This is a genomic window from Syntrophales bacterium (assembly GCA_023229765.1).
In the GTDB taxonomy this organism is placed as follows: Bacteria; Desulfobacterota; Syntrophia; order Syntrophales; family UBA5619; genus DYTH01.
In genome coordinates this window covers 327,342-348,874 of the sequence record JALNYO010000001.1, presented here as the reverse complement: position 1 = coordinate 348,874, position 21,533 = coordinate 327,342, and the positions used below count along the sequence as shown (strand labels likewise).

Sequence of the window (21,533 nt, the reverse complement as noted above, 5' to 3'; positions counted from 1 at the left end):
AATAAGAGGGAAAAATCAGCATTAGAAGGAGCGGTAAATGAGTAAAAACCGGCAGTTCCCGGATCGACAGGAATCTCTGTCGCCAGATATGTTCATCAATCGGCAGACCATCTTGATTCTAATCGTATTTATTATAATCGGCTTCATCGGCTGCACTAAACCGCCGGAAAAAGTTCGCAAACAGGCGGCGGTAAACGTGCGGGTGCAAGCAGCGGAAACACGCTCGCTCCGACCGTTTGTGGAATCAATAGGTTCGCTCGCACCCCGCGATCAAGTCACTGTCAGCTCCGAGTTGGACGGCATTCTCGATTCAATTTCCGTTGATGAGGGCACTGCCGTCAAGAAGGGTCAGGCAATCGCCGAGATCCGGCCCACGGATTATCGGCTGGCGCTCGAACAGGCGGCTGCCCAGCTTGCCCAGAGTGAAACGGGCCTTGCCAACGCAAGGCAGGAGTATGAGCGCAAGGAGGCCCTCTACCGGGAGGAGCTTTTGACTAAGCAGCAATTTGACGATATTGCCGCGCGCGTCAAGCTGGCCGAAGCGGAGGTCGCCCGGGCCCACTCCGGACAAAACCTGGCAAAAGAACGGCTTGCCCGCACCAGAATCTTTTCCCCGCTTGCGGGAACCGTTAAGGAAAAAAGGGCAACGGCGGGCGATTACGTCCGCAATGGCTCCTTTCTGGCGTCAATCGTCCGGACCGATCTGCTGAAGCTGATCTTTTCCGTCTCCGAAAAGGATGTCGGAAGTCTAAAACTGGGACAGGAGGTTGACTTTATTACTGATTCATTTCCTGATCAAAAATTTCGCGGCCGGCTTTCCGCCATCCTGCCGGCCCTCGATGAACGCACCCGCACCCTCCAGGTGGAGGCGCTCGTCGCCAATGCCGACGGACGTCTCAAACCGGGCCTCTTCGCGCGGATAACCCTCTATACCGGCCCCGCGCGGGAGAGGGTCGTCGCGCCGGTTACCTCCCTCCTCTATGATAACTCCAAAACGAAACTTTTTGTCGTCGAGGGAGAGAAGGCCCGGGAGAAAAACGTGATAACAGGAAGTAAATACGGGGAATACATGGAAATCGTCGAAGGCCTGCACGACAAGGAAGTCATTGTGACCGTGGGACAAAACAATCTGATGGAAGGAGCGCTGGTTCATGTGGCTCGCTGACACCTCCGTCAAGAGACCGGTTTTCGCCACCATGTTCATCATGGCCCTGGTGGTTTTGGGCGTGGTCAGTTATCCGGAAATCGGCGTCGATCTCTTTCCGAAGGTCGATTTCCCGATCGTGACTATTTCCACCCACCTCAATGGGGCAAGCCCCGAGGTAATTGACGTTGACATCACCGACAAGATCGAAGGAGCGGTAAATACGATCAACGGGGTAAAATCGATCACGTCGAGCAGCACCGAAGGAGGCTCGCGCATCACAGTGGAGTTCGTCCTGGAGCGGGACATTGATCTGGCCGTGCAGGATGTCCGGGAAAAGGTGGCGCTGATCCGAAACAAGCTCCCTGAAGACATCGAAGAGCCGCGGATCGCGAAGGTAGATCCCGACGCAACGGCGGTAATGTGGCTGAATCTGGCCGGACAGAAATCGGTCAGAGATATATCCACTTACGTCGATGAGGTGCTCAAGGAAAAACTCCAGCGGATAAACGGCGTCGGCGACATCCAGCTCTGGGGATTGCGGCTCCGGCAGGTGCGGGTCTGGCTCGACGCGAAAAGGCTCAAGGCCTACGGACTGACAGCCGGCGATATAGCTTCCGCCCTCCAGCGACAGAACATCGAACTGCCGGCCGGCCGGATCGAGAGCCTGACGAAGGAGTACACGGTCAAAATCAAAGGGGAATTTCCCAACGTCGCCGCTTTCAACGATCTGGTCGTTGCCTATGACAAGGGCGCCCCGATCCGCCTGCGCGACGTCGGCCGGGCGGAAGACGGGATGGAGGAACAACGCTCCATCGTCCGCTTCAACGGCGTGCCGGCGGTGGCAATGGGGATTCAGAAACAGTCGGGGACGAACACCGTCGCCGTCGTCAACGCGGTCAGGAAGGAAATTGATAATATCCGCGCCACGCTGCCGCCGGGGATGACCCTCAACATCGCGATCGACCAGTCCAACTTCATCCGCCGCTCGATCGACGAGGTGAAAAAACACCTTATTCTGGGAAGCCTGTTTGCCATCCTCGCCGTCTTCATCTTTCTGCGCAACGTCCGGACGACGCTGATCAGCGCCGTGGCGCTCCCGATCTCGATCATCTCCACATTTGCGCTTTTGCGCGCCTTCGATTTCACCTTCAATAACATGACGATGCTTGCCCTCACCCTCTCCGTCGGCCTGCTAATCGACGACGCGATCATCGTCATCGAAAACATCTACCGGCATGTCGAAGAGGGAATGGCCCCGCGCGAGGCGGCAACATTTGCAACCTCGGAGATCGGTCTGGCCGTCATGGCGACCACCTTCGCGATTGTCGCGATCTTTTTGCCCGTCGCGTTCATGAAGGGAATGATCGGCCGCTTTTTCATCCAGTTCGCCCTAACGGTCGTCTTTTCGGTGCTCATCTCGCTTCTGGTTTCCTTTACGCTGACGCCGATGCTCGCCTCTATTTTTCTCAAACGCGTTGATCTTCATAAAGGCGCCGCTGCTTCTTCCCGCCCCGGCATAACCAGCCGCTTTTCAGCGCTCTTCGAAAATGGCTATAAGAAAGTAGAAAACGGCTACCGCCATGTTCTGCGCTTTTCGCTGAATCATCGAGGGCTCATGCTGATCGGAGCGCTTGTTCTTTTTATCGGCAGCATCTACATGACCCGCTTTCTCGGCAAGGAACTCACCCCGCCTGAAGATCAGGGGCAGTTCCTCGTCCGTCTCGAGGCGCCAATCGACTACTCGGTCGCCAAGGCGGATGAACTCTTCCAGCCGGCGGAGCAGATCGTCCGGGGAATGCCGGAGGTTCGGGCGGTTTATTACGTTCAGGGAATCGGGGGAACGGTGTATCGGGCGATTATGATGGTCTCGCTGAAGCCGAAAAGCGAGCGCGCCAAAACCCAAATGGATCTGAAAAAGGAAATTCGTCAAAGATTACACGAATTTCCTGGTCTTAAAGCCTCGGCAGAGGATTTTTCGATGATCGGCGGCGGGCAGCGGCAGGTGCCGATCCAGTACAGCATTCGGGGAAACGATATCGAGGCGCTCCGGGATTATACCCGGCAGATTTCCTCGACATTGGCAAAAAAACAGGGATTCGTCGATATCGACACCTCGCTCGAAATGGGAAAACCGGAGCTGAAGGTGACGATCGACCGCGACAAGGCGGCCGATCTCGGCGTTGACGTGGCGACTATTGCCGAAGCGATCAACCTGCTCGTCAGCGGCGAGGCGGAGGTTACCAAGTTCAAGGACGACAGCCGGGGCAAGCGCTACGACCTGCGCATCCGCCTTAATCCCGAAGATAGGAGCAATCCCGACGATCTCGGTCTGCTTTACGTGCGCTCAAAGAGCGGGAACCTCGTTGAGTTGCGCAACCTGATCTGGATTCACGAGGGAGGCGGGCCCAGCGTCATCAACCGGGTTGACCGGCAGAGGGCAATCACCCTCTTCGCCAGTCTGGAAGACAAGCCGCTGGGCGCGGCCATGACCGATTTGAACGAAATCGCCGCGGGCATCCTGCCCCCCGATTACATCCCCAAATACAGCGGGCAAGCAGATACAATGACGGAATCGTTCGGCTTTCTAATGTTCGCGATCATGCTTGGGGTGGGCATGGCCTACATGGTGCTGGCCGCCCAGTTCGAAAGCTTTGTCCACCCGTTCACGGTGCTTCTGGCGATGCCCCTTTCCTTTATCGGGGCCTTCGGCGCGCTGCTGCTAACCGGGCAGACCCTGAGCATTTTCAGTTTCATCGGCCTGATTCTGTTAATGGGGCTCGTCAAGAAAAACGCGATCCTCCTTGTCGATTACGCAAACATTTTGCGGGAACGCGGCTATTCCAAACGCGAGGCAATCCTCCATGCCGGCCCGGTCCGGCTGAGGCCGATTCTGATGACGACCTTTGCGATGGTTTTCGGGATGATTCCGGTTGCCTTCGGGGTGGGGGAAGGAGCCGAGACAAGGGCGCCGATGGGGATCGCGGTGATCGGCGGCCTGCTAACATCCCTCTTTCTGACGCTGGTCGTGGTTCCCGCCGCCTACGACCTGTTTGACGACTTCCAGAATTTCTTCACGCGGAACAGGAAAGTGAAAAGCGGCCTGGTAAAAAAGGACGCCATCTAAAAAATGACGCAGGAAGGTGAAAAGCCATGAAGATGTGCATGCTTGTCTATACAGAGGCAGCCGATGAGTTGGTAATTGCGGCTGTCAAGGAAGCGGGAATCAACGGTTACACCAAGATGGTCGAGGCCCGCGGCGAGGGAACCCAAACCGAACCGAAGCTGGGCACACACATCTGGCCCGGTAAAAATAATGTCCTCTTTTTCACCCTTCCTGATGAGGAACTCCCGCATATCCGGAAATATATCCGCGAGTTGGAGAGCGAAAGTCCCCATGCCGGTGTCCGCCTTTTCATAATGCCGCTGGATGAGAGTCTGTAGCTATTGCTATTTTACTCTCTTATGGTTATGATACGCGGATGAAAAACAAATCCTCTTTCAAAATAATCGTCTCCCTGCTGTTTGCCCTGGCATTCATGACTTTCGCGTCAGTGGCTTCGGCAGCCGATGCCGCTTTTCCGAAACCAGCGGGGGCGATCAACGACTTCGCCGGCGTAATTCCGGACGTCTATAAAGCCCCAATGGAAAATATCGCCCGGGAAATTTTTCAAAGCACGGGGACGGCGCTGGTTGTCGCCACCATACCCACGATCGGGGAGGGCGACCTGAACGACTATGCCAACCGCCTTTACCAGGCGTGGGGAATCGGGAAAAAAGGCGAGGACAAGGGGGCGCTGATCCTTCTGACCGTCAAGGAGCGGCGGGTTCGCATCGAAACAGGTTACGGGGTAGAGGGCATTCTGCCCGACGGCCTGACCGGCGAAATTCTCGATCAGCACGCCGTTCCCAATTTTCGCGCCGGCGATTACGGCAAGGGCCTTTATGAAACATTATCGGTTATTGCCAAGATCGTCGCCAAAGACGCCGGCGTAACCATCGGCGCCGAAGGCGTGAACAGCCCGCCTCAAAAACAGGTAAAACCGCAAAGAAAAATAAGCATTTTCCAATTATTATTGCTGATTGTCGCCGCGGGATTTCTCCTCGGGACAAAACAGGGCCGGGCCATGCTGCCCTGGATTCTGCTGTTGCTGATGAACAGCGGCGGCGGGGGAAGGCGCGGCGGCGACGACGGTTTCGGCGGCGGCTTCGGCGGGTTTGGCGGCGGTATGAGCGGCGGGGGCGGCTCGAGCCGCGGATTCTGAACAAGGGGGTGGCGCATGTCCAAAATACCCAAAAAGCCTGAAGATATTTTCCCTGTTATCATCGCTGACTGCCAGGCGGTTTTTGGCGATGAACTGCTATCAATTATTCTTTACGGCAGCGGCGCCGGGGCTGATTACCTGCCCGGCAAATCGGACCTCAATTTCATGATAACCCTGACCGATGGGGGGATCGAATCACTGGAAAAAGCGATGGAAATGATCAAGAGGTGGCGCAAAGGCGCCGTGGCGCTGCCCCTCTTCTTCACCCCTTCTTACATATCCGGCTCCCTGGACTCGTACCCGGTGGAATTCTTGAACATCAAACACCGGTACAAGCTCGTTTACGGCGAAGACATGCTGGCGCCTCTCTCCTTCGACAATAAATACGTCCGTCTCCAGATCGAGCGGGAACTCCGGGGAAAACTGCTGCATTTGAGGACAGGCTGGCTGGCGACGGAAGGAAAGCCTAAAAAAATCAGGGAGCTGATCGGCCTTTCGCTGACCTCCTTCATCTCCCTCTTCAGCGCCCTTCTCTATATGAAAGGTATAGAAATTCCCAACAATAAACGAGATATTATAACTGCCGCAGGGGATACCTTCGGTTTCAATGCTCACGTCTTTCTGAATTGCGAGGATGTCCGTAGGGGGGCCGATCATTTTTCCGCAGCGGAAATAAAAACGCTCTTCCAAAACTATTTGCTGTCCGTCGGCCGCCTCTGCAAACAGATCGACCGGCTGGAGATGTAATGGAAGGACATGGGTTCACGGTTTCCGGTTACCGGTTACCGGTTACCGGTTCACGGTTGGCGGTTCACGGTTGGCGGTTCACGGTTCACGGTTGGCGGTTCACGGTTACCGGTTACCGGTTCGCGGTTAGCAAAATACGATGTTCTTAAATTGGATAGCCGGAAACTGGAAACCGATAACCGGAAACGGTTACATTTATTGGTTTTACAACATTTACAGGAGGATGTTATGACAAGTGGAAAGAAAATATTTTTGATCGCTGTCATTGTGATCGTGTTGCTGGCTGGCGCCTTTTACTCCTTTTTCAAGGGCACGTATAACCAGTTCGTCACCCTCGACGAGGGGGTCAAGGCGTCTTGGGCACAGGTGGAAAATCAGCTCCAGCGCCGATACGACCTGATCCCGAATCTGGTGGAAACGGTAAAGGGCTATGCGAAACAGGAAAAGGACGTTCTCGTCGAGGTGACCAACGCGCGCGCCAGGGTAGGCGGGGCGTCAAACGTTCCCGATAAAATAACTGCCAATAACGAGCTTACCGGCGCCTTGAGCAGGCTTTTGGTCGTTGTCGAAAAGTACCCGGATTTAAAGTCCAATGTAAATTTTCTGCGGCTCCAGGATGAGCTGGCCGGAACGGAAAACCGGATCGCCGTCGAGAGAAAGCGTTACAACGAAGCGGTGCAAACCTACAACGTGCTGATCCGCAGCTTCCCCGCCAATATGGTGGCTGGGATGTTCGGCTTCGCAAAGGCGGCCTTCTTTGAGGCGCCGGCAACCGCCCAGGCCGCGCCGCAGGTAAAATTTCAATAAAATAGAGATAATTGCAAAACCATTTGTCATTCCCGAAAGCGAAGCTTAATGTTCATAATGTCTCTATCGGGAAAGCGAAGCTTAATGTTCATAATATGGTTTTTCAAGCAATTAGAACCAGATTCCCGCTCAGAATCGTTGCGGGAATGACAAGAATGGGGAGTTTTGCAATTACCTCAATATAGAGAAAAGGAGATTCTGCATGACGAAGTACGTATTCACGTTCGGCGGCGGCGGCGCCGAGGGCAAGGCAAGCGACAAGAACCTTTTGGGCGGCAAGGGCGCCAATCTCGCTGAGATGTGCGCGCTGGGGATTTCCGTGCCGGCGGGCTTCACAATCAGCACAGAGTGCTGCACCGCCTATTACGAAAATGACTGCAAACTTCCCGGAGAGCTGAACGAACAGGTTCCCGCCGCCCTCAGGCAAACAGAGGCGATCATGGCGATGAAATACGGAGACCCGGTCAATCCGCTGCTCGTCTCCTGCCGCTCCGGGGCGCGCTCCTCAATGCCCGGCATGATGGACACCGTTTTGAATGTGGGACTCTGCACCGCGACCATCCCCGGGATGATTGCCAAGACCGGAAACCCTCGATTCGTCTGGGATTCTTACCGCAGGCTCATCATGATGTACGCCGACGTCGTCATGGAAAAGGCGGAAGGGCTGGAACCGGCAGCGGGAAAGGGCATCCGCAAGCTGCTCGATGAAAAACTCGACGAGGCAAAACACCGCCGAGGCTACTTGTCCGATACGGAGCTTACTGCCGAGGAACTTCAGAAACTCGCGGAAGACTTCAAGAAACTGATCGAAAAACACCTTGGCAAACCCTTTCCCGATGACCCGCTGGAGCAGTTGTGGGGGGCAATCGCGGCGGTCTTCAAGAGCTGGAATGGGAAAAAGGCCATTTCTTACAGGCGGATAGAGGGCATCCCGGACGACTGGGGAACCGCCGTCAACGTCCAGGCAATGGTCTTCGGCAACATGGGTGACTCTTCCGCAACGGGGGTGGCCTTCACCCGCGACCCCGCCACCGGGGACAACAAGTTCTACGGCGAGTGGCTCGTCAACGCCCAGGGCGAAGACGTCGTCGCCGGGATCCGCACCCCGAGTCCGATCAACGACGACACCAAAAACGAACAGAACAAGCACCTTGTCAGCCTCCAGCACGCCATGCCGGAAACCTACGGGGAGCTCGACGACATCCGCAATAAGCTGGAAAATAATTACAGAGATATGCTCGATATCGAATTCACCATCCAGGAGGGAAAACTCTGGATGCTCCAGTGCCGCGTCGGCAAACGCACCGGCGTTGCCGCCCTGAACATGGCCCTCGATATGCTTGAGGCGGGACTCATTGACGAAAAAACAGCCGTTACGCGCGTTGCCCCGGTGCAGTTGGTTGAGCTGCTCTATCCGATAATCGACACTAGTACCGAAGCGGGACACGCAGCTATTGCCAAGGGGCTTCCGGCCGGGCCGGGAGCGGCATCCGGGGCTCTTGTCTTCACCGCCGAAGACGCAGTTACCTCCGCCCGGGCCGGCAGGAAGTGCATCCTTATCCGCGAAGAGACAAACCCGGAGGACGTCGAAGGAATGCGCGCGGCAGTCGGCATCCTCACCGCCCGGGGCGGCATGACCTCGCACGCGGCCCTCGTTGCCCGCGGCTGGGGAAAATGCTGCATCGTCGGCGCCGGCAGCCTGCAGGTGGATGCCAAAACCAAGACCGCAAAAATCAGCGGTTCCTCTATCGTCTTGAAAGAAGGCGACATCGTCACGCTGAACGGCACGCGGGGCCATGTTTACATAGGCGCTCTCCCAATGATGGATGCGACCGAAAACCCGCGTTTCCAGCAGTTCATGACCCTCGCGGACAAGTTTCGCACAATGGGCGTCCGCACCAACGCCGACACCCCGCGGGACGCCACGGTCGCCCGCGCCTTCGGCGCCGAGGGGATCGGGCTTTTGCGCACCGAGCACATGTTCTATGGCGAAGGCTCCGCTGAGCCCCTCTTCTTCCTGCGCAAGATGATTTTGAGCAATACTAAGGAAGAAAGAAAAGCCGCCCTGAACGAGCTTTATCCATTCGTCAAGGCCTCCATAAAAGGGACGCTTACGGCTATGGAGGGGCTCCCGGTAACAATCAGGCTCCTCGACCCGCCGCTGCACGAATTCGTGCCGCAGGGCGCCGAAAAGCAGGCAGAGCTTGCCCGCTCGCTTTCGATAACCCCGGAGGAGGTAAAAAAACGGGGCGAGGAACTCCACGAATCAAACCCGATGATGGGGCACCGCGGGGTTCGCCTCGGCATCACCTATCCGGAAGTCACCGAGATGCAGGTGCGCGCGATCTTCGAGTCGGCGGCCGAACTTATCGCGGAAGGCAGAAAATGCCTGCCGGAGATCATGGTGCCTGTCACCTGCGACGTCTCCGAGACCGAAGAGACCAAGAAGGTAACCGACCGCATCTACAAGGAGGTCATAGAAAAATTCGGGATGAAGGAACTGGAGTACAAATACGGCACGATGATCGAGATCCCTCGCGCCGCGCTGCTTTCCGACCGGATGGCGAAGAACTGCGAATTCTTCTCGTTCGGCACCAACGACCTGACCCAGATGACCTTCGGCTTCAGCCGCGATGACATCGGTGGCTTCATGCATGATTACCTTGACAAAAAACTCCTCCCCGCCGATCCGTTCCAGACGATCGACCGCGACGGCGTCGGCCAGTTGATCAAGATATCCGTCGAAAGAGGACGTGCGACTCGCCCGAATCTCAAGATAGGCATCTGCGGCGAGCACGGAGGAGACCCGGCATCCGTCGAGTTCTGTTACGAACTGGGCCTCACCTATGTGAGCTGCTCCCCGTTCCGGGTGCCGATCGCCCGCCTCGCCGCCGCCCAGGCGGCGATAAAGGCCGGGAAAGCGGCAACATAATCTCCTGCCATTGCGAGGCACACAGCGCCGTGGCAACCTTGCGGGTTTATATGAAAATTGTAGGGGCGGGTTTGAAACCCGCTCCCACAATAACCTGATAGATATCCAAAGCCTTCACTTACCGTAATTTCACGGAGCCTTCATAACCTCAGACACCTTGCGGCTCAGCGCCTCCATCGAAAACGGCTTCTGCAGGAAACCCCGACAGCCGCGGGCGAGTATCTCCTTGGCCTGGCCGTTGATGCTGTAGCCGCTGGAAAGGAGTACCTGTACATTCGGCTCGATCTCCTTCAAGCGGTCAAAAACAGCGCCACCCCCCATTTCCGGCATAATCATATCCTGAATGACCAGATCGATCTTTTCCACCTCCCCGACCCCGTTTTTGACGGCGGTGAATTTTGCGATAGCTTCACTGCCGCCGGCGGCGGTGAAAACCTTATACCCCATGGCTTCCAGCATCACTTTTCCTACATCCAGAATCATCTGCTCGTCATCGACCAAGAGGATAGTTCCCTCTCCTCTGATAAGTCCCGCTTCTCTTCCGGACGCCGGTTCAATTTTTGCCGTCCCGGAATTGCTTGCCGGCAGGTAAATATTAAAGGACGTGCCCTTGCCTGTTTCACTGTAAACGTTAATAAAGCCGCCATGATTTTTAATTATCCCGTAAACGGAGGCAAGGCCAAGCCCGGTGCCTTCTCCCCTTTCCCGGGTTGTAAAAAACGGCTCAAATATCCTTTTTTTCGTGGCTTCGTCCATTCCCTGACCCGTGTCCATCACTGAAAACATAACATACCTGCCGGTTCTGATATCGAAGGGCCTTACAAAATTATCATCAATAATGACATTTCCGGCATTCAGATAAAGATGGCCCCCGGTCGGCATCGCCTGACCGGCATTGACGAAGAGATTCATCAACACCTGCTCCATCTGGGAGCGATCAGCCTCTACCTTCCATAGATCCGGCGCAGACTTTATCTCTATCACTATGTCTTTTCTGGTGTCGCCAAAAAGCTCCCCCTCTTCCTTCAGTATCTCACTGAAATCATGTTGCTTGACCTCGTACTTCCCGCCCCGGGCAAACCCGAGAAGCTGTCGCGTCAGGCTTGCCCCCCTGCCCACCAGCGCTTCGATGTTTTCGATGTTCCGGCGCAGCCTGTCATCCAAGCCCACATTGAGGAGGGCAAGCGAAACATTCCCCTGGATTCCCATCAGCATGTTGTTGAAATCATGGGCAATGCCGCCGGCAAGGAGACCTATGGCCTCCATCTTCTGCGCCTGCTGAAGATTCGCCTCCATCTTCTTCTTCTGCGTTATATCCGAAAGCGAAACAACCATCCCCGCCGGCTCTCCCTTCGAGTCGAGGATCAACGCGGCGCTTACATAAATATCCAGAATTGTTCCATCCTTGGTCAGACGCGTTGTCTCCATCGTTATAGGCGCCGGCTCTTTCCTGCTGAACAGTTCCCTGATGGGCCCCTCTGTTTTGTCCCTCTGATCATCCGGTACAAAAGGAATCGGTTTTCCCTGCAAATCGTCCAGCGTCCAACCGAAAATGTTGGTAAAAGCCCTGTTGATAAAACGAACACGACCGACCGGATCGTAAGCCACGATCGGATTGGGGGAGGCATCCAGCACCGCCCGCATATTTTCCTCGCTTTTCCGGATCGCCCTGCCGGCAAGAATACGTTCGGTGACATCCCGGGCGATGCCACTGATAAAAGGCTTACCCTGCGGGGGACGGATAAGATCGCTTTTGTACTCGAGGTATATCTTGCGCTTATCTTTGGTAAAATAGGCGGCTGTCCCCTCATAATGGCCATGTTCCTTGAGGTTGCACAGGTATTCGGCTTCAAAAAGCGGAACCATTTCCGGTTTCATGAAATCGGAAACCTGCGAATTGATGAATTCCTGGCGGGAAAAACCGAGAGCATCACACATAGCCCTGTTCACGGAAAGAAAACGACCCTGGAGGTCCTGCGTCATGACAAAATCGGAGACGGCATTGTATAGATCGCCAAAACGCTGTTCGGAAAGCGCTTGCTGAGCCTCCACGCGCTTCTGCTCCGAGAGGTCCCTTACCCAGACCTGAATGCCCGGCTTATTTTCGATCTTTATAACCCGGGCCGAGATCTCCCCCGCAAACGAAGATCCGTCTTTACGCAGCAGTTTTACCTCATAGCGCGGCGTCACAACCTCGCCTTTCAGGCGCGCTATGGCTCTCTCCTTTGTAATTTCGCGATATTCGGGAGCATAGATGCGCCAATGCTCCTCCCCGAGCAGCTCATTTTCTTCGTAGCCCAGCATCTCGCAAAAGCGATGATTGACGAAGATTATCTTCAGGCCCTTCTGGACGAATATCCCGTCAAAGCTCCCCTCGACAAGATTCCGGTATCTTTCTTCTGTTTTCAATAAGGCATTCTCACGATTGGCAATTTCCTCGACCATCCCTTTGAATCCGTCCACCAGCAAATCTATTTCCGGATAACTGGGCGGCACATCTTCGAGTCGGTAGTCTCCTTCGGCAATCTTTCCCGCGGCAGCAACCAGACCGGACACGGAACGCAGGGGCTTTTTCAAAACCAGAGCGGCTAAAAGCAATGCCAGAATGATAGTAACGGCCATACTCGTCAGGTAAATAGTTCTTATTTCCGCAATCTTGCCAAAAGCATCTTCCTCAGACTGGGCTATCAACACCCCCCAACCGGTGGCGTAGGCGATCGCCGTGCTGCCAATTTTTTGCTGATTTTGGAAACTGTAGGGAAAGGTTCCGGTTTCACCGTTTAAGGCCCGCCTGACCGGTTCGACCTGCTTAATGTTTACCCGCTCGTCAACAAGCCGCTGTTCGGGATGGGCGATGATGTTGCCGAGCCGGTCGAATACGACGGCATAACCTTTCTTTCCTATGCTGACCTTATTGATAATGCCTTTAAGTGCGGCAAGGTTGATATAGCCGATGGCAACCGTCTCTTTCCCGGGCAGGGCCACGGCGATTGTCGGCAAACCGGTAAACAAAGAGGGGAAGGTATCCGAAAAGACGACCTGCCCCGTTGCCAGCGCTTCCCTGAAAAAGGGCTGTCCGGATATATCCGTGTTTATCCGCTCCTTTTGCAAAGGCCCCGTATATCCTATTCTACCCTGCCGATCGACTAATTCAATCCGTTCAAAAACATCGAACCGACCCTGCAGCAGGCGCAGAAAATCATCAGGATTGACGCCCTGCCGCGTGTATCCGGTGCGGTCGTTGACAAGCGCCAGAACCCGGAGCGGTTCGGCGATGAATCTGTCTATTTCTCCCGACAGTGCAAGGGCAATCTGTATGTTTCTATTGGATATATCCTGTTCCATGGTTCTGGAAAATATCTGGAGAGCGATGGCGCCGACCAGCGCCAGGGGCAGAATGGCCACAAGGATGAAGTTTAACGTCAAGGCTTTTCTGATTGTAAAACGGCTGCGCATAGCTTACTCCAACTGTTGAAAATGTCCGCCCTTTACAGACATTATAAAAAAATCCCTTTCGGCGTCGCCAAAACGATCAAGCCTGAAATCACCGAATAATCCATAAACCCCTTTAAGCCCGAGAATTGTTTCCTTCAATCGTTTCGGATCTTCGTTTACCTTGAGCGCGTCCAAAAGCAGGCGGGCCGCCTCGTAACCATGAACGGCGCCGAAACCCGGATATTCTCCAAAACGGAGCTTATAACTGTTTTTGAACCAAATATATCTTTGATTGCGGCTGTTAACGTTTATCAAATTGTCAAAAACAACACCTTCCACAGCCTTTCCGCCATTGCTTAAAAAACTCTCCGTCATCGCCCATCCGGAAGAAAGAATGACGGCCCGCGAACCGGCTTTTCTGATCTGCTGACAAAAGTCGGCGGCGTCAAGGGCATTTGCTATTAATAAAATTCCCTCCGGTTTGTTCTTCAGCAGTCGGGATGCAATCTTTGCAAAAGAGAAACCAGCGGTGCTTTTGTAAGTCTCAACCGCAACAATTTCTCCCCCAAGCTCCCTGAAAAGCGAAGAAAAAAGACGGAAATAATCTTCAGTGTAACTCTGGTTGGAAAGATCGTAAACAGCCGCAATCCTTTTAAGTCTCATCTTTTTAGATGCGTAGACAACCAGATCCTCCGTCTGCTTTTTATTGGCAGGCTCAAGCCTGATAAAAAAATCGTCTTTGCCGTTCAAAACATTCGTGGTGGACGTCGGGCTGAGCAGCACAATCCCCTTTTCGTTCATCAGCGGCAGGGCGGCTACCGACATGGAGCTTGTCATGTGACCAATGATCGCCACTGCCCCCTCCGCGATCAGTTCCCGATCCACCCGGACGGCCGTCTACTCATCCTGCTTGTCATCTTTTGAAATCAGCAAAACCTGACGACCTCTGATGCCGCCCGTTTGGTTGATCTCCTCGACGGCAAGATTCGCCCCGTTTCTACCCGCAGTTCCAAGATCAGAATAGCGACCGGTCAGACCGCCGGCGAAACCGATTTTAATTTGCGGCTTTTCCCTTTGACACGAGGAAAACAGGATCGTCAAAAAAACCAGCAGCGCGACGGAAAAAGCAGCAAAGAAGAAATCCCGGCCCCTTTTCATGGGTAGCCCCCTCCTAATGATTACTGGCACATAACAATTCCGAGGACAATATATTTAATTCAAGCCACGCTACGTCTTCGCGCTTGCACATCCGGGGCTCAGTTTGCCTCCAGCGACTTTGGCGCGGGGAAATATTCCCGACCATCCGGCAGACGCACCTTTAAACCCTCTGCCGTCCGGAACGCCTCGGGGAGGATGACCTCTATTTTTCGACTGCGGGATGTCGTGAATAATTCTTCGGCATCGGGGGATTCATTCAGTTCCTCAATTGTCCTTATGGTGGGGGGCATCATGAACATCCGGCGGGCGCTGTATGCGGCAATCGCCCGCACGGGGGTTAGCCAGCAGGAATCCGTCAATTCGAGATTGTCATGCTCCGGCTTCTGACCGGCAGGAAGGAATGTTAGAAAGATGCGGGCATTGAAACGCCGGGGTACAATCTCCGGGGTGATCCAATGCGAATAGGGCACAAGCAGATCAGGCGCAAAAACCAGCTTCTCCCTTCTGGCCAACTCGCTCAAGGACAGCCGCCGCTGATAGACTTCCCGGCGATAGCCGGCAAAACGGGAGGCCGCATCCGGTTCCAACAGGTCAACGACTCCCCCGGAGGAATCACGCGCCAGCAGAACCCCGGCTTCTTCAAAGGTTTCCCTTATCGCCGCCATAAACAGGCCAAGGGCCAAAGATTCAGAAATATCAGGTTCCTGGAGAAGACGCTTCGCTTTTACACCACTGAATTCCTCCGCGCAGCCCTCCAATTCCGGATCAAGATCGGCCTCCTCCAGCAGGCCGCCGGGGAAAACATAAATTTCCTCCCGGTAGGTGCTGCTCTTCACCCGTTTCATAAGGAATATCTCGCAGCCGCCCGAAGATCGGTTGGAAAGCAGAACAACGGTCGCGGCGTCTGTCGGTTCTTTATTCACTGTTTCTCCTTAACTGAAAGCGAAGCTTCATGCCTATAAAGCCGCCACGGACGCGACGGAGCGCATCCCGCCAATTTTCATCCTGCTTTGTGGCGGCATGCCGTCATGGGGGATTATCCTTATACCCATCCCCAATTATTGCACAAAACATAAGATGTGATTGATATTTTTATTTTTGCTATTTCGCAAGCATGCCGCCGTCGTTGATCAGTATCTGCCCGGTCATGTAGGCGGAGGCGTTGGAGGCAAGAAAAACGGCGAGCCCCTTCATGTCGTCAATATCGCCGATGCGGCCGAGCGGAATGGCGGACAGCGTCAGGTCATGGGCGGCCTTGAATTCCGGCTTTTCAATATAGGCCATCATGTCGGTCCGGAAAAAACCGGGGGCAATCGCGTTGACGCGGATGTGATAAGGCGCAAGCTTGACGGCAAGGTTCATCGTCAGCAGGTTGATCGCCGCCTTGGTGGAGTTGTAGGGAACCGCCGGATGCACCAGCTCTTCAGATCCCCGGAAACCCATCACAGACGAGATGTTGATGATATTGCCGCCGCCTTGCTCTTTCATAAGCTGCGCCACCTTCTGGGTTATCATCCAGACCCCGCGCACGTTCACATCGAACAGGCGATCCCATTGAGCAAGGGGGAATTCCAGCGTCGGCGCCCCCCAGGAAGCGCCCGCGTTATTAACAAGAATATCGATCCGCGGGAAATACTCCCGCGCCTTTTGCAGCATCGCCTCAATATTTTCGGGACTTGAAACATCGCAGGCAAGGGGAATTGCCCTGACTCCAAATTCAGCAGCCAAAGCCGAGGCCGTCGCCTCCAGATTTTTCATCTTCCGAGAGACGAGCAGCAGATCAGCGCCGGCTTCGGCAAAACCTGTGGCGATGAATTTCCCTATTCCCCGGCCTCCGCCTGTAACCAGCGCAGTCTTGCCGCGCAAACTGAATAATTCGTTAAGTCGCATCAACTCCCCCAAAGAAAAAAAATTAGGAATACTGCTTATTTATAATCAGCTTAAAAAATCACAGATTTTCAGAAACTAAATCCTCCAGCCACTTTTTTTCGCCCTGCCCTTCACCCTGTGAAGCACCCTGAGCGTAGAACTCCATGCCAATTTTCATCACGGTCCGCTCTATTTTAATATTGCGGACTATCGTTTTTAAAGATGTAGCCTGCTCCGCCTCGCGCTGCACCGTCAGGGAAATAACATCCTGGATATTCAATTGCGGCGCCTCCTCATCCCCTGTTTTGGCAATCTCCAAAGATAGGCCGCCGGCGCTTATGTTCGTCACAATGCCATTATATGTTTTCTTTTCTATTATCATCTCAACCGGGATATTGCAGTCAACCCGGTCATGTTTCCTGATATTGATTTTTTCAATGTTCTCAGGATAAGAAAGAATGGACAAACGCGATGGTTCTTTGATCAGAGAAAGCAGAGTGCAGCGAAACGCATAAACCCATCCAGCGGAAAAATAGCGGATAACTATCTTATTCTTATCATATAGTTTAGTGGCTATATCGATTATGGGAGGAGTTTTTACTATAAGAAACGCCCCGGAATCTACGCCGATCAGGCGGCTGTGGGACATTCCCAACCCTTCTGCCTGAATCTGAATAATCATTCCAAACGAAATCCCGGGAAGATCGATAATTTTTTCTTTAATATTTTCCGACATTTTGTCACATAACTACTTTATTTGCAGGGAACAATCCTCAATGCCTCAATGTCCGGCGTTAATGACATTAAAATCACAATGACAATAAATGTGGGGGAATCTACAATAAACTATTGGCGTTGTCAAAAAATATTATCCGCCAATTGCTAAAACTTTCATTCAATTACAGCAGCAGTCGCACAAATTTTTCAAAAAGATCCTGCTGAAAATGACCGATCATTTCATCTTTCATAATCCTCAGTGCCTCAAAAGGCTTACTCCCCTTCCGGTAGGGACGGTCTGACGTCAGAGCGTCGTAAACATCGGCAAGCGAGCATATTTTCGCATAGATGTGTATCTGATCACCCCGCAGCCCCTTGGGATAGCCATTGCCGCCATACCGTTCGTGATGCTGAAGAACAATTATCTTGGACTCTTCGGTAAGCTGGTGGGCCTCGTCGAGAATCCGGAAGCCAAACACCGGATGCCTGCGCATTTCGTTCATCTCCTCCTCCGACAAACGCCCCGGCTTCGTTATAATGCTCTGCTTGATCCGGACCTTGCCGATATCGTGCAGGAAAAACCCGCACCCCAATTCATGAAGATCATGCAGAAATGAATCCCGGAACAACACCTTCGCCAGCGACACCGCCCAAAATCCTACATTGACCGAGTGGGTATATGTGTAATAATCATGATCTGTTATCTTGATAAGGGCGCTCGCGGCATCGTCGTCCTTCAGTATAAGCTGCACAATTTCGGTTATTGCCTTTTTGCTTTCCCGGATATTATCCGCCGTCGGCTGCTGCAGGAGACCCTCCATCATCAGCAGACTGTTTTTCCTCACCAAGCGGGCTTTCTCGACGGGGAGCACCGAGGCGTTATGAATCGCCTCGTAAAGCTCGTCTGGAACAACAGGCGAATTATCGGCGGATGGCGCCTCCGGCATTTCAGCAGCAGTGGGCCGTTCGCCGGCGGATGGCGAAACCGGGATCAAGCTCTTGCCGGCGTCAACCAGGACAAATTCCATGCCGTACTTTATTATCTTATCGATCTGTTTTGCCGAATCGAGAATAAACTCATTCTTCAGGAAGGGGTGCTCATCCCAGGAGGCGGGCATTACTACATACATGCCGACCTTAAGCTCGCCGGCTTTAAGCCTGACTAAGGACCGCATGGCAGCCACCCCAGGGAAAACAGGTTGTCGCCATTTTTATAATAACTGGAAATACGCGCATTGATGTTTTTGCCAGCATAGATAGTATGGGGCATTTTCTATTTTTCACAGAGATAAATGAAGATTCAGGAAAAGCTATTATCGTCCGCCAAAATTTCCAGAAAAACATCCACGATTTTCTCGTCAAACTGCTTGTTTTTATTTGCTATCAGCTCGCCTACCGCCGCTTTAATATTCATACCTTTTCGATACGGACGATCGCTTGTCATCGCGTCAAAGGAATCGGCCACCGCCATGATCCGCGCCAAAAGCGGGATATCATTCCCGGCAAGGCCGTCGGGATAGCCCCGGCCATCCCACCTTTCATGGTGGTGTCGAACTATCAAGCGCTCATCGTCAAGCAGGGCAATATGACTCAATATCGCATCGCCGTTAACGGGATGCTGTTTGATAATTTCAAATTCTTTATCAGTAAGTCCGCCCGGTTTGAGCAGCACGTTGTCGGGAATGGATATTTTCCCGAGATCATGAAGCAGCGAGGCAACCCGCAGCCGCTCCACCTCGGTCGGAGATAACCCCATTTGTTGAGCTATGTTGACGGCGGTCTCGGTAACGCGGCGGGAATGTTCCTCCGTGTAGTGATCCCGCGCCTGAATCGCCGCCACAAGCGCCATAAAGGTGCTCGTCAAATTATCAAACATGCTTTCATAGAGGATTTTGTTTTCGAGGTTCAGGGAGGCCCTTTTCGCCAGGCCCAAAATCTGCTGGAGGTCGTTCTTCGTAAAAACCCCGCCAAGGCTCTTTTTCCGGATGCTCAGCACCCCGAGAACGCTTCCGTGGATCAGCAAGGGCGCGCAAATAATGGACGGGGAAATAAAAGGGTCGCTGTCGGAATGCACCATCAGCGCGTCTTTTTTATCGACCGCCTCCTGATAGATATCGGTTATGGTTGAGATGGTGTTGGCCCCATAAAAACCGTAATCCTCTCCCTTCTGCGCCTTCGGATAAAATTTACGATATTCTTTATCGTAGAGGAAAAGCGCGCAGCTCTCACCATCTACAATCCGCATCGCCAATTCGACAATGGTCTGAAAAATCTCATCATTGTCGCCAGCGGCTCGTTCAACCGCCTCATAGACATAGCTTTTCAGGGAGAGTTGCTCCCGCTCCTCTTTCATGGCCAGGGAATCCTGCCGGGAAACAGGTGTGGGACCAGAGCCCTCCCGGAGATACAGGTCAACCTTGAAGATCATTTTATCGATATCAAAGGGTTTCTGCAGAAAATCAACGACGCCGCTTTTCATCGCGGAAACGGTAAGATCAACAGCGGGGCGGGAGGTCATCATGATTACCGGAATATCAAAATTCCTCTCCCGCAGAGACTGCAGCAACTCCATGCCGCCCATACCGGGCATCATGACGTCGGTAATCACCATATCACAGGGATTCTTTTCTAAAAGCGCAATCGCCTCAACCCCGTTTGCGGCTTCCAGGCCCTCGTACTCACCCTGCTGCTCAAGCGCCTCCAAAATTAGAATCCGGGTGGGCGCGTAATCGTCCACAACCAGGACAACTTTACTATTTACCTTTTCCATTTTTGCGGCATCAAGCAAAACCAGCCAGCCTCCCGATTTCTCTAAAAAACCAGATAAACGAATGAGGAAACGGAATCAACAACCATGCCGTCAGTTATTTTTTTTCTTCTTTCAGCATGTTATCGATAAGTTTGTTCGTCAGTTTATTGTAGATGTCCGCAGCCTCAATGCCCTGTTTGGACAGAGTAACTTCATCGTTGGTTTTTCCCTTTCCCGATCCGCCCCAATCGTCAGGGGCAGCGTGTCTGGCTTTAACCCGCTGCTGCTTGTTGTAAGCGTTGATCATGCTATCAACGCTATACATGGATACTACCATATAAACCTCCCTCTACAATGTATTCCGGCATATCATTGATCGGCAGTAAAATGCAAAAACTTTAATATTTTTTTCAGGACGATAACATTTTTTTCATCTCCCCAATCTTGCACGTTTTTCGGAGAATGTGCTATATGTAAAATTAGGCAGCCGAGGTAATTGCAAAACTCCCAGCTCTGTCATTCCCGCGACTCTTTGGGGCGGGAAAGCGAAGCTTAATGTTCATAATCCAGTTTGTAAGTGTTTTAAATCATGGATGCCCGACAGAAGCATTATGGACATTAAGCTGCGCTTTCGGGCATGACAAAGCGTTTTGCAATTAGCTCAGCCGAAAATCTTTATTTCATCCGAGTAAATTTTCACTTTGTTCGCATGAAAACCATCATCGATTTATGGAGGAATGCACAAAATGACAGAGGCAATAAACAGGGATGACGCCGGCAAGATAGCCCACAGGCTGACCGAATGCCGAAACGTTCTGCAAAAGGGGAATGTTTTTTCCTGCCTCTTGAAATTCAAAGAGGTTCTGGAGAAAATTAGCTCCACCAACATGATCCCCGCCGACGAAAAGGCGCTGCAAAAGGAGATCAACGATTTCCAGAAGACCCTCGCGGAGAGCAAACAATTCCGCGATATCTATGGGCCTGTCACGTTTCGAGACAACGAAATCGCCCCCACTCTCGAATTGATGAAGCAACTCATTGAAATAAAAAGCGATGAAATGACGGACCTATTGGAGGAACCGAAAGAAAAGAAGGAAAGCACTGCGAATCCCGCTCCCCCGGCTAACGACACAGAAGCTCAATTAAACATAATTAAAACACTCATTGAAAACGGAAATCCGACGGCAGCGCTGGAGTTGCTGAAAAACAAGGATGATCTTGCAGAACTCCTTGCCGAAGCTTTCAACACGGCCGGCATAGAACACCGCCGGGCGGGCAGTTATGATGAATCTCTGCAGGAGTTCAAAAAGGCCCTCGTCGCCTCGCCTCGGGATGAGGGAATTTATTACAACATGGCCCGGGTTTACATTGCCCAGGAAGAATGGAAAACGGCGGCCGAAACAATCAACGAAGGCCTCAAGATCAATCATGATTTTGCTGAAGGGATCAAACTGCTGAAATATATTCGCGAAACGGGGAAGATAGATTCCTGAGCGTTTAAGTTTTATCTTCAGAGGTAATTGCAAAACTCCCAGCTCTGTCATTCCCGCGACTCTTTGGGGCGGGAAAGCGAAGCTTAATGTTCATAATCCAGTTTGTAAGTGTTTGAAATCATGGATGCCAGACAGAAGCATTCGGGCATGACAAAGCGTTTTGCAATTAGCTCTTCATAAAACAAATTATAGATACGTAGCGGGACAGCCTCTCAGT

General features: G+C 52.9%; 15 protein-coding genes and 1 pseudogene. 8 read left to right on the top strand and 8 right to left on the bottom strand.

Going from position 1 to position 21,533, the window contains the following annotated elements:
- Nucleotides 1-37: 37 nt before the first annotated feature.
- The 7 genes from M0P74_01780 (at nucleotide 38) to ppdK (ending at nucleotide 9,895) form a co-directional block, all read left to right on the top strand.
- The gene (locus tag M0P74_01780; protein MCK9362320.1) at nucleotides 38-1,165 is read left to right on the top strand and encodes an efflux RND transporter periplasmic adaptor subunit; all 1,128 of its coding nucleotides are present in this window, start codon (nucleotides 38-40) and stop codon (nucleotides 1,163-1,165) included.
- On the top strand, nucleotides 1,152-4,271 hold the full coding sequence (locus M0P74_01775) for an efflux RND transporter permease subunit (GenBank protein MCK9362319.1): 3,120 nt from the start codon (nucleotides 1,152-1,154) through the stop codon (nucleotides 4,269-4,271). The genes M0P74_01780 and M0P74_01775 overlap by 14 nt, the downstream gene beginning before the upstream one ends.
- 26 nt (nucleotides 4,272-4,297) lie before the next feature.
- Nucleotides 4,298-4,588 (top strand): hypothetical protein, encoded by a 291-nt coding sequence (locus tag M0P74_01770; protein MCK9362318.1) that lies wholly within the window; start codon nucleotides 4,298-4,300, stop codon nucleotides 4,586-4,588.
- A gap of 38 nt (nucleotides 4,589-4,626) precedes the next feature.
- A complete protein-coding gene (locus M0P74_01765; protein ID MCK9362317.1) occupies nucleotides 4,627-5,409 on the top strand; it encodes a TPM domain-containing protein in 783 nt (260 codons plus the stop codon).
- A 15-nt stretch (nucleotides 5,410-5,424) separates the two neighbouring features.
- Nucleotides 5,425-6,156, top strand: coding sequence for a hypothetical protein (locus M0P74_01760; GenBank protein MCK9362316.1), 732 nt, complete (start codon nucleotides 5,425-5,427; stop codon nucleotides 6,154-6,156).
- 228 nt (nucleotides 6,157-6,384) lie between these two features.
- A complete protein-coding gene (locus tag M0P74_01755; protein ID MCK9362315.1) occupies nucleotides 6,385-6,963 on the top strand; it encodes a LemA family protein in 579 nt (192 codons plus the stop codon).
- Nucleotides 6,964-7,165: 202 nt separating this feature from the next.
- The gene (gene ppdK / locus M0P74_01750) at nucleotides 7,166-9,895 is read left to right on the top strand and encodes a pyruvate, phosphate dikinase (GenBank protein ID MCK9362314.1); all 2,730 of its coding nucleotides are present in this window, start codon (nucleotides 7,166-7,168) and stop codon (nucleotides 9,893-9,895) included.
- A 129-nt stretch (nucleotides 9,896-10,024) separates the two neighbouring features.
- On the opposite strand, the gene M0P74_01745 is transcribed toward ppdK, so the two are convergent.
- From M0P74_01745 to M0P74_01710, 8 genes and pseudogenes are all read right to left on the bottom strand, one after another.
- On the bottom strand, nucleotides 10,025-13,351 hold the full coding sequence (locus M0P74_01745) for a PAS domain S-box protein (protein ID MCK9362313.1): 3,327 nt from the start codon (nucleotides 13,349-13,351) through the stop codon (nucleotides 10,025-10,027).
- A gap of 3 nt (nucleotides 13,352-13,354) precedes the next feature.
- Nucleotides 13,355-14,488, bottom strand: a pseudogene (locus M0P74_01740) (ABC transporter substrate-binding protein).
- A 98-nt stretch (nucleotides 14,489-14,586) separates the two neighbouring features.
- A complete protein-coding gene (locus tag M0P74_01735; GenBank protein MCK9362312.1) occupies nucleotides 14,587-15,411 on the bottom strand; it encodes a hypothetical protein in 825 nt (274 codons plus the stop codon).
- Nucleotides 15,412-15,589: 178 nt separating this feature from the next.
- Complete coding sequence (locus M0P74_01730) at nucleotides 15,590-16,378, bottom strand: glucose 1-dehydrogenase (GenBank protein MCK9362311.1); 789 nt, start codon at nucleotides 16,376-16,378, stop codon at nucleotides 15,590-15,592.
- 58 nt (nucleotides 16,379-16,436) lie between these two features.
- Nucleotides 16,437-17,093, bottom strand: a complete 657-nt coding sequence (locus M0P74_01725) for a flagellar brake protein (protein ID MCK9362310.1) — start codon at nucleotides 17,091-17,093, stop codon at nucleotides 16,437-16,439.
- 163 nt (nucleotides 17,094-17,256) lie between these two features.
- Complete coding sequence (locus tag M0P74_01720; protein MCK9362309.1) at nucleotides 17,257-18,249, bottom strand: HD-GYP domain-containing protein; 993 nt, start codon at nucleotides 18,247-18,249, stop codon at nucleotides 17,257-17,259.
- Nucleotides 18,250-18,374: 125 nt separating this feature from the next.
- The gene (locus tag M0P74_01715) at nucleotides 18,375-19,862 is read right to left on the bottom strand and encodes a response regulator (GenBank protein ID MCK9362308.1); all 1,488 of its coding nucleotides are present in this window, start codon (nucleotides 19,860-19,862) and stop codon (nucleotides 18,375-18,377) included.
- Between the two features lie 76 nt (nucleotides 19,863-19,938).
- The gene (locus M0P74_01710; GenBank protein MCK9362307.1) at nucleotides 19,939-20,160 is read right to left on the bottom strand and encodes a hypothetical protein; all 222 of its coding nucleotides are present in this window, start codon (nucleotides 20,158-20,160) and stop codon (nucleotides 19,939-19,941) included.
- A 409-nt stretch (nucleotides 20,161-20,569) separates the two neighbouring features.
- Between M0P74_01710 and M0P74_01705 the strand changes: the two genes are divergently transcribed.
- Complete coding sequence (locus M0P74_01705; GenBank protein MCK9362306.1) at nucleotides 20,570-21,316, top strand: tetratricopeptide repeat protein; 747 nt, start codon at nucleotides 20,570-20,572, stop codon at nucleotides 21,314-21,316.
- Nucleotides 21,317-21,533 lie beyond the last annotated feature (217 nt).